This is a genomic window from Nevskia soli, from assembly GCF_903970205.1.
Taxonomy (GTDB): Bacteria; Acidobacteriota; Terriglobia; order Bryobacterales; family Bryobacteraceae; genus Bog-113.
The window spans coordinates 1-9,531 of record NZ_CAJCHS010000141.1; the positions used below are offsets into that span (position 1 = coordinate 1).

The 9,531-nt window shown below is 58.0% G+C and carries 10 protein-coding genes; 5 read left to right on the top strand and 5 right to left on the bottom strand.

Annotation, left to right across the window (positions count from 1 at the left end):
- From H1Y01_RS06490 to H1Y01_RS06500, 3 genes are all read left to right on the top strand, one after another.
- Positions 1–580, top strand: a 580-nt coding sequence (locus H1Y01_RS06490) for a Uma2 family endonuclease (protein WP_219341331.1), incomplete at its 5' end; no start/stop codon positions are given.
- 21 nt (positions 581–601) lie between these two features.
- Positions 602–1,069, top strand: coding sequence for a VOC family protein (locus H1Y01_RS06495; RefSeq protein WP_180539629.1), 468 nt, complete (start codon positions 602–604; stop codon positions 1,067–1,069).
- Complete coding sequence (locus H1Y01_RS06500; RefSeq protein ID WP_180539630.1) at positions 1,066–1,503, top strand: DUF4231 domain-containing protein; 438 nt, start codon at positions 1,066–1,068, stop codon at positions 1,501–1,503. The genes H1Y01_RS06495 and H1Y01_RS06500 overlap by 4 nt, the downstream gene beginning before the upstream one ends.
- 8 nt (positions 1,504–1,511) lie before the next feature.
- On the opposite strand, the gene H1Y01_RS06505 is transcribed toward H1Y01_RS06500, so the two are convergent.
- Both H1Y01_RS06505 and H1Y01_RS06510 read right to left on the bottom strand, forming a co-directional pair.
- Complete coding sequence (locus H1Y01_RS06505; protein WP_180539631.1) at positions 1,512–2,774, bottom strand: tetratricopeptide repeat-containing protein; 1,263 nt, start codon at positions 2,772–2,774, stop codon at positions 1,512–1,514.
- A gap of 20 nt (positions 2,775–2,794) precedes the next feature.
- Positions 2,795–3,691: a toll/interleukin-1 receptor domain-containing protein gene (locus tag H1Y01_RS06510; RefSeq protein ID WP_180539632.1), complete on the bottom strand. Its 897-nt coding sequence runs from the start codon at positions 3,689–3,691 to the stop codon at positions 2,795–2,797.
- Between the two features lie 327 nt (positions 3,692–4,018).
- Between H1Y01_RS06510 and H1Y01_RS06515 the strand changes: the two genes are divergently transcribed.
- On the top strand, positions 4,019–5,005 hold the full coding sequence (locus H1Y01_RS06515; protein WP_219341332.1) for a DUF2911 domain-containing protein: 987 nt from the start codon (positions 4,019–4,021) through the stop codon (positions 5,003–5,005).
- Positions 5,006–5,040: 35 nt separating this feature from the next.
- Here H1Y01_RS06515 and H1Y01_RS06520 read toward each other — a convergent pair whose 3' ends face one another.
- Together H1Y01_RS06520 and H1Y01_RS06525 are read right to left on the bottom strand one after the other, a co-directional pair.
- Complete coding sequence (locus H1Y01_RS06520) at positions 5,041–6,588, bottom strand: hypothetical protein (RefSeq protein ID WP_180539634.1); 1,548 nt, start codon at positions 6,586–6,588, stop codon at positions 5,041–5,043.
- Between the two features lie 48 nt (positions 6,589–6,636).
- Positions 6,637–7,002, bottom strand: a complete 366-nt coding sequence (locus H1Y01_RS06525; RefSeq protein WP_180539635.1) for a nuclear transport factor 2 family protein — start codon at positions 7,000–7,002, stop codon at positions 6,637–6,639.
- Between the two features lie 217 nt (positions 7,003–7,219).
- Here H1Y01_RS06525 and H1Y01_RS06530 point away from each other — a divergent pair, with 217 nt between their 5' ends.
- On the top strand, positions 7,220–8,623 hold the full coding sequence (locus H1Y01_RS06530; RefSeq protein WP_180539636.1) for a hypothetical protein: 1,404 nt from the start codon (positions 7,220–7,222) through the stop codon (positions 8,621–8,623).
- 155 nt (positions 8,624–8,778) lie between these two features.
- Here the strand turns inward: H1Y01_RS06530 and H1Y01_RS06535 are convergent.
- On the bottom strand, positions 8,779–9,531 hold a 753-nt coding region (locus tag H1Y01_RS06535), incomplete at its 5' end, for an aldo/keto reductase (RefSeq protein ID WP_180539637.1).

Sequence of the window (9,531 nt, forward strand, 5' to 3'; positions counted from 1 at the left end):
GAAGATCCCGGCGAGCCCGCGTGAGCATATGTCTGCGCAAACACTGCCCCTTAGTCTCGAAGAGTTCCATAAGTTGTACGACGGCGCCAAGCCGGCTTATGAGTACTGGGACGGAAAAGCGGTCCAGAAGTCGATGCCGACTTTGTTGCACGGCTTCTTGCAGTTTCTGATCATGAAGATGCTCGATGCGGCCGCTTGGAATACAGCATCGGAGGTCCGGCTGAAGATCGTTCCTCATGCAGAACCCGTACCGGATGTGATCGCGGTACGGGAGCAAATCGAAGGCCGGTATCCGACTTCGGCGCCCGATCTTTGCGTTGAGATCCTGTCGCCCGATGACACGCTGTCTCAAGCGCTCCAGAAGGCCGCACACTATATTCAGTGGGGAACCGAATGCGTTTGGATCGTGGACCCCGACAAGCGCACCGCCTGGCTATTGCAGAAAGGTTCGCCCGAACCGACATGGATCCCTCCGGAAGGCATGCTGCGAATCGGGGAAAACGGAGATTGCTCTTCCTGCGCTTTTTGCAGAGGTCGACAAGAGACTCAAAGTCCCCGGCAAGCCCATCTGAACCGCTAGACTCTATGTCTGGAGGATTGAATGAGCGCTTTCGAAAACTTCCCCCGCATCACCCCGTTTCTCTGGTTCAATTCGAATGCCGCGGAGGCAGTCGACTATTACCTCACGATCTTTACTAACTCGCGCCGGCTGGATGAAACCGGCAACGGTGACGGCGCCCCGGCGCGGCGCCCTGTCCTCACGATTGCTTTTGAACTCGACGGACAGAAGTTCATTGCGCTGAACGGCGGCCCGATGTTTCCGTTCACGGAAGCGGTTTCGTTTGTCGTGCGCTGCGACACGCAGCAGGAGATCGACGACTATTGGGCGAAGCTATCGGCCGGCGGCAGCGAGGGGCAGTGCGGCTGGCTCAAAGATAAGTTCGGGCTATCCTGGCAGATCGTCCCCGCGCGCTTACCCGAATTCGTCAGGAATCCCAAGGCAATGCAAGCCCTGATGCAGATGAAGAAGCTCGACATCGCGGAACTGGAGCGCGCCGCACAGTCATGACCGCACCGGCGAACTCCGGTTCAATCCTCGACAAACTGCGTGCGCAGAGCGCCTGGTACGGAGCCGGCGCGCGCGGCAACCACTCGCGGTACGTCGCGCTGAAGACGACTCAGATTATCCTTGCGGCCGCAATCCCGGTCGTTGCCGTCGCGGCTGCAGGCGTGACGCTGAAATGGACCACCGCCATCCTTGGAGCACTGGTCGGCATCATTGAAGGGATTCTCCAGTTAGGTCAGTACCAGCAGAACTGGCTGTTGTACCGCGCCACTCGGGAGGCCCTGAAGCGAGAGGACTTCCTGCATGAAGCCAAGGCCGGACCTTACGCGACCGCAACGGATGCCGACACGCTTTACGTAGAGCGGGCGGACGCGATCATATCCGGAGAAAACACGAGATGGATTACTTCGCAGCAGCAAACGGGCGGCAAGAAATAAGATACAAGCTAAGTCGCGAGTATCTGCTCTAACGCAGCTAACTGCTGCTCGGTGCTGTCCATCATCCACTTCGGTTGATGAAGCGCGCGCGCTTGGTCGAGTAACTCCCGAGCCTTAGCTTCGCAACCCAGCCCGATGTGCGCTTGCGCCAGGGTAACCAGCGCCCAGAATTGCCTTTCAGCGCCTGCCGCCGGTGTGGCTGCCAGTAGCGTTTCGCAAATCGGCAGTACCCGTCGGCGAATCCGTGCGGCAAGCACTCGATCGGCCGCCGCCTCGGCGCCTTCAGAAACCGATGCTCTCAGGTCGTAAAGGAACGCCAGGTTGATCCCGTTGTACTCGTCGTTCTTCAGATAGAAGCCTTTTTCGCAAGCCAGAATTGCTGTAGTCAGGTCATCAGGATTCCTGGTCAGCTCCCACGAACGCTTGTGAATCGAACTCCACAGGCCGAGAGTCTCCGTGTCGGTGGAGATTTCGGGATTCAGCTCCGCCAGGATAACTCCCGCCGCTTGCAAGGCACGTAGCTCATCGGGTTGCTTACTCTTGAAGGTTACGAACGCCAACCGCTGCACCACATAAGGGTCTCTTGGCGCCATCGGACGCACCAGGTTCAGGAGTGTTTTCGCGGTTTCGAAATCGTTGTTCGCAATCGCGGCGTTGGCCTGGTCCATCAGGACTTTCATCGTCGGATTGGACGCGTCACTCTCACTCGCCGCGGCGGTCACGGCGGCCGGCGATGATTGCGCCACAGCCGCTTCGATCTTTCTTCTCGCCGGAGGATCCAGATCGGAGAAGAACGCGTATACCGGGCTATCTTTCTCAGGCTTCTGCAGGATAGTCCCGATAGCTTCAGTAAGTTCTTTCTTCATCCGCATAACTTCGGCGAAATCGATACCTTCGCCGAGGTGCCGATAACGGCGCACGGCCAGATGACTCACGTCGAAAGGGAAAACCATCTTGTCTTCGGCGATCGTGATCGTCGTGTACGGTCTAAGGGCGTGGCGCACGCCGAGTTCATAGAGCGCGTTGGCATTCGACGTCGAAATGTCGGCGATTACAACATCGGCGGTGAGCAGGTATTCGTACATCGGAACATCGATCAATCCCGAGTGGATGATCTCATCCGCGCGCTTGCAGTCGAGGCCGGCTTCTTCCGCCGCGGGCTTGATGATGTACTGATATGACTTATCCAGGTCAAGCACACGACCAGTCTGGTAATCCGTTTTCTTACCGAATCCCATGACGACGAAGCAAGTCTTCTTACTGTCAGGCATAACTTCTCCGGTCAACTAGCTTAGGGCATCCGGTCCTTCGCAATCGCCCAGGCTCCGTCGTGGTTAGCGATCACGAGCCGTTCATCCGCCGAGTGGCCGTCGGGGTAGGAGAGATGGTAGTCGCAAGTGTACGCGCCATGTTCGCGCACTGTACAAGCGCCGGAAAGCGCATAATTGGACGGCCGTCCTTTCGCCTGCAAAGCGCCCACATCGGAGTTGAAGGTCTGGCGATTCCACTTCGCCCTCAAGTCGGGTCCAAGCATGGCGTAGGCACGTTCCAAATCTCCGGAGTCGCGAGTCTGTAGATAACTAATACCGAAGGTCGAAGCTTCCTTCGCGGGATCGGAACTGGGGCTGGGACCGGGATGCGGCGTCCGGGTTGAGAACCAAACCGCCAGCCCGATAACCACAATCAAAGCCGCGGCGATGGCGTAGATATAGGAAGGCATGCGAGTGCGCTCCGGCGGCCGGGACAATTCGGGGCTCTGTTGGCGAATGGGCGGCGCGGGCGCGGGGTTATCCCCGCTTTTCGTGACAACTTCAGCCAGACGGCCGACCGCTGTGTCGAAGTTGTTCCCGAATGCATCGAGCCACTGAAGATTTCCAAGAAAGTAAACCAGACCCGGCGGAGGTTTGACATCTTCGATGCGCAGGGTGATGATCGGCAGCCCACGCGCATCGGCAAGTTCGGCTTCGCGCGAGATCTGTTTTGCGTTCTGCGAATTCGACGACAGAATCAAGACGAAGTGACTGCAGGCATCGAGACCGGATACGATGGCGGCCGCCCACTCCTGGCCAATCCCGATATCGCGCGGCGCGATCCAGCACGGAATGTTCTGACTTTCCAGAGCGGCGCACGCCCGGTCGGCGGAACTCTTATCTTCACTTCGATAGCTGATGAAAACCCGTCGCGCCATAGCGGAATTTTATCTTAGAGCCGGAACGATGGTTCTAGACGCTTCCTCCTATACGCCCCCATATAGCCCACGACTCAATCCCGAGGCCGACCGAAAGGGAGGGTCCGCACCTTCACCGCGACCCCGCGGGCCCGCGGTTCCAACCTACCGCCAACAGCAAATTTCTCCTCACGTTCCCCGCAGACGTTCGTCTAAGCCGCGTGACCGTACACCGGTCACGATGTTAGCGAAGAAGGAGTCTTTGAGATGTTTAAGTCAGCATTACCCGTTTTCTGGATCCTCCTATTAACGGCAGCCGCTTCACGTCCGAGTCCGGCACAGTCGCTCGTGCTCGATCTCCCTCTGCCCAGCCAGCCGGCCGAGATCTCGCAACGAATCGGCATTACGGATGTCACAATCAAGTATCACCGTCCTCTTGTGAACGATCGCAAAATATGGGGCGGTCTGGTGCCCTATGGCGCCGTGTGGCGCGCCGGCGCGAACGAAAATACTACGATTACCTTCAGCGATCCGGTCCTAATCGAAGGCAAGCCGCTCGACAAGGGAACCTACGGACTGCATATGATCCCGACCGCCGACGAGTGGACGATCATCTTCTCGAAAAACTCGACTTCTTGGGGGTCGTTCACTTATGACCAGAAGGAAGACGCACTCCGCGTAAGCGTGAAGCCCAGTGCCGCGGAGATGCACAACGCCCTGACCTATGACTTCGACCAGTTAAAACCGGACTCGGCGATCGTTTTACTGGAGTGGGAGAAGCTGGCGGTGCCGTTCAAGGTCTCGGTGGATGTCCATGACCTGGTACAGGCAAGTCTGAAGAGGCAGCTCCGGAATTTATCGCAGTACACATGGATGAGTTGGGATGATGCGGCGAGCTACCTCGTTAAGGAGAAGGTCGATTTGGACGAGGCGCTTACCTATGCGAACAAATCCATCGAAAATGAAGACCGCTACGAAAACGAAATGACTAAGTCGACCATTCTGACCGCACTCGATCGCAAGGAGGAAGCTGCCGTCGCCCAAAAGAAAGCGTTATCGCTGGCCAATCCGCTCCAGGTCCATACATTCGCGCGGCAGTTGCAGGCCGAGAAGCGCACGGACGAAGCGTTCGCGATCTTCCGCGAAAACGCGAAGAAACATCCCGACGAATGGTTCGTGCATGTGGGGCTCGCTCGCGTCTACTCCGCACAGGGTAAGTTTGACGACGCTGCTAAAGAGATGAAATTGGCGCAAGATAAGGCCCCCGATGTCCAGAAAGCCTATTTAGCTACGCTCGAAAGCAAGTTGGAAACCAAGCAGGATATAAATCCCTAGCGGGGAGCCACCCTTATGGGTCGCGGCCATTGAAATCATGTCCGCGTGTGCGGGACAAGATGATCATAATATCCAATATTGAAAAGGAATATCTGCTTGAAACGATCTACGCTCCAGAGATCGCCGCTAATTACGGTGTGTAAGTGGGAATAGTACTCGTGCAGATTCGGGTCGGCGATAGTATTCACGCCGGTGGTTACCGTGTCCAGATAACCCTCAGGTAAATTTCGAAGGTAGTGACCTACTCGCCACGGTCCTTTGACGATCGGCAGCCGCGCTAGAAAGGCATCGCCCAGGGCGAATGGGTCGACTACATGAACTTTCGGTCCGACAATCCATCCGTAGTAGCCGATATTCGGCATGACGACGGTCTTGAAACCCGAATCTCTGGCTTCAGCGCCAACCACGGTGAAGGCGCACAGCGGCCACAAGGTATCGCGCCGGTAGTGCATCAATCCGGCGCATTCATAGTAATGGGAGCGTTCGTCCGCGACGCCGCCGCCGATCAGCCGCGGAGTAATGTCGGCAACGGCTGTAGTAACCGTCGGATAAGGTACCCAAAGCCCCAGGCCGGCAATCAACGCCAGAGTAGGTACGCCCAGAGCCCACCGCGGATTCCAGTATCTCGCAATCAAAGCTACACAGAACACCAGCGACGCACTGAAAAAGCGCGCGCACATGAAATCTCCGCCGACACGCAGAATGTAAATCAAGTTGAGCACCACGCCCGCGGCAAGCGCCCATTCGCGCGCGTAGTAGGCAACCACCAGACCGAGACTAATCACGAAGATCGTGCTGGTATCGAACTGGATGGCGTTCATATAGTAAACAATGCCCTGAAAGATCATGTCGCGAGTAGGGATCCCGGTATTCAGTTTGGCGTAAGCGGTGTTCGGAAAGAGGAATCCATAGTAGAAAAGAGAGAATGCCAGCCACGCCAGGCAGGGGGTCCAACCTAGCAGCGCCCTTCGCCAAACACGGCTAAGACCGGTTCGAAAGTATAGAACTCCGAGAGAGGGAAGAAAGAATAAGACCGTATCTTCGCGGTTCGTCGCGGCCAGCGCGGCGATCAGAGTAAGAAGGAGCGGGTCCCGGCCGCGCCAGTAGAAGTAAAGATAAGCCGCAATGGCGCAGTGCGTTGCCGGATTTTCGATTCCGGATATGGAGAAGTCAATGAAAGCTTTGGAGAAGATCAGCGCGAAACTTGCGGTAATCGCTCCCATGTCGCTGGCATCGCGCGTAATCAGCACAAACGCAGCCAGAGACAATACGAGGGATACCGCGATTACGGATAAGTAAACATTCCCGGAGAGCCAGGTAACAAACGTGACGATCCCCAGAAAGAGCGGATCGGTGTAAGTCTGCACGCGGTCCGCGACATTCCATCGAAGACCATAGCCGTTCAGAAAATTGTCAAGAACACGAAACGGAATGTAGGCATCTTCCGCAACCCAGGCGGTTCGAAGAAGCAGCATGCTCAATAACGCCAGCGCGATGAGGCGGATGATTGCGGATCGACTCAGCTGCGGCGAGGCTTGCACGGGGAGTGTGCCGCTCGCCGCCGCGGGCGCGAAGATTTGCACGCAACGAGTTTACGACAGAATGCGGAAGCTTCGTATTCCCGTGCTCAACTACATCTTGTAAAAGAACTGTTCGTATACAATTTTGCCGTTGTCGACTTCATAAACGGCTACCTCTTCCATCTGGAACCGCTTGGATTGCGGCTTGAAGGTCACGTCCATTTTAAAAGTCACGGCGAAGTGAGAGCCGGCAACCAGAGGCCCTTCCACCTTCGAGGAGTGAACCTCATGGTTGGATGTCCACCATTCGGCTTTACCCTTCACGCCCTCAAGCCCCTTCGTTTCGCGCGATCCTCCTGGGGGCGCGGCTGCTTCCACGCTGACGATGTCAGCCCCGTAGAGCTCGTCTATGGCCTGGTCGAACTTGCCTTCCGAGCAAAGCTCTACGATCCGGTCTGCTACTTCCTTGATAGTCACGATTCTTGATCTCCTGTCCTCGACTTGGAGTGCGTCGCTAAACACCGTAGCACACGCCCAAGCGCAGCCGTTGACACAAAATCGAAATACTTGTTACTGATTGAAAACGCAACAGCTTACCTAAGTATCAGCACAAGGAAAGACCTTCGTTTTCGCGCGCTGAAGCCTAGACTGTTGGCAGCGGAGGCTAACTTCGCGCCATCTCTCGGAGGCAAGCATGTCAACCGGCCGTCTTGTGGGCCTTTTACTACTCATCGGCGCGGGCTTGCACGCCTTGCACGCCCAGCCGCAGCTGACGACCATCCAGGACACTCTCTATTCCGCGAACGGTACCCGGATGAACGCGACGGCGGTGATTACCTGGTATTCCTTCCAGTCGTCCAATGGTTCCCCCGTCGGGATGCAGAGCCTGACCGTGCCCATTGTGAATGGCGCGATCTATGTTCAGCTGGTTCCGAATACAACGGGAACGCCCACGCAGCCCTATACGGTGCTCTATGAGAGCGATGGGTACATTCAATACGAAGAGACGTGGATGGTGCCTCCGAGCACGACACCGCTGACGGTTGCAGCCGTTCGCACCAGTTCCACAGCGGGCGCCCCGCAGCAGATCGCGGGAAACGGCACGACGGGGGGGACGGTCGGCGGAGCCGTCGCACAAAGCCCGATTCCCGAGTCGCAAGTCACCGGGCTTTCATCCGACTTAGCGGCGCGTCCGTTAAAGGGCGGCGGATATGGAACCAACCGCGTCGCCATCGTAGACCAGAACAGCGCTCTGGAAACCGTGGTCGGCAACGCGACGGATTGCGTGTATGTCGACGGGACCTCGGGTCCCTGCTTCGATCCCACGCAACTGCCGGGCTACTCCGACGGCGAAGTTCCAGGCGGGGTCGTCGATGGATCGAATCTGAACTTCGGGTTAGCCGGCACTCCGTCGCCCGCGGCTTCGCTGCTGCTATTCCGCGACGGAATCCTGCAGCAGCAGGGCTTCGATTACACGCTGACCGGTCAAGTCGTGCAATTCGGTTCGGGCGCGGCGCCGCAACCGGGGGATACACTGATCGCGTCCTACCGTCTTTCGCCCACGGCGCAGGGGCAATCGGCCGGGCCGACGTTCGGCCAGGGCGGAGGTTCCACTAATGGCGTCGTGATCTTCCCGGTGTGGAATCCGCAAGTGGTTTGCAGTGCTACCGGCACTTCGACTTCGTCGGTCGGAACCGCAACGCTTGGAACCTGCACGCTCCCGGCCGGTTTTCTGGGTCCAGGCGACCGCGTCGAGATTCGGATGCTGCTGGCCCATAGCGGGGGCACCGCGATCTTTAACTACAGCGTCGTGTGGGGTTCGACCACGCTGTTGAATCGCACCGGCGGAGTGAACGATACGATGATTTCGGCCGGCGCGAACGCTTCGGTAACGACTGGCGCGACCTCGTTTGACGGACAGAGCTTCGGCACCGAACTCGTCCTGCTTCCGTTCCTCACGTCGGCGCCCGATTCCATCACGGCTCCCATCACGATCTCTTTTCAGGGCAACGTGAACGCGGTGAACGGTGTCGTTACCGACGCTTTGAATCTAATCAGCTATAACGTGGTGCGCTATCCGGCGATCAGCCATCCGTAGAGTCGCAAAACACCGCTTGCTCACGCGCGCGGCTCAGTACACCCGTCGGTTCACCACCAATGGGAGGGTATCCGGGTGGAACGGCGCATGTTGGGAGACATTTTCGAGGGAGCCGCGACGGTAACGGAGCGGTTACTACCCGCTGCCACCCAACCTTAAGCGCGAAGACTTGCCGCGGGAATCTTACGGATGAGATCCGCGAGTTGATCCTGGCTCTCGGCGCCGATCGTGAAACAGTCGACCGTGCCGCTATGCGCCAGAGCGTACTGGAGGCACTCGTCGACGCGGTTTGCGAGTTGCCCCGCGCCCAGAATCTTCATCCCGATCACGCCCTTGCCCGACGCCTTCATCTGCTTCAGAACCCCGAGCACCACTTCCGGTTCGGCATCCATCAGCACCTGCGCCGAATTGATGCGCGCCAGATCGACTTCCACCCAAGGCGTCGCGGCCGACGTTTTTAACGCCGCGAGCGTATGGCAAGATGTCCCCTTCGTCCGGACAATGCCGCGCTCCTGAGCCTCGCTAAGTACGTCCATCGCGCCCTTCTTGCGATCCGGCCAGTCCGCTTCCTGCATGTTGTGGAGCAGCAGGATGTCCAGGTAATCGGTGTTGATCTCGCGGCGGAACCGATCGAGATCCGCCTTCATCTCCGCCGCCGTCGACGCGTGCGTCTTGGTCAAAATCGTAACGTTCTCGCGCCGGACCGACGTCAGCGCTTCACGCAGATGGGGATGGCTGCCGTACTGGTCGGCCGAATCCCAAAACGTGACCCCGTTGTCGTAGCCGAAGCGCAGCATATCCGCGACGCCGCGAACTCCCAGCTTGCGCGTCTGGTCCGAACTCCCGTTGCTGCCGTTGGTCCCCGTGCCCACCGCGAGCCGGCTGACGCTGACTTGACGCGGACCCAG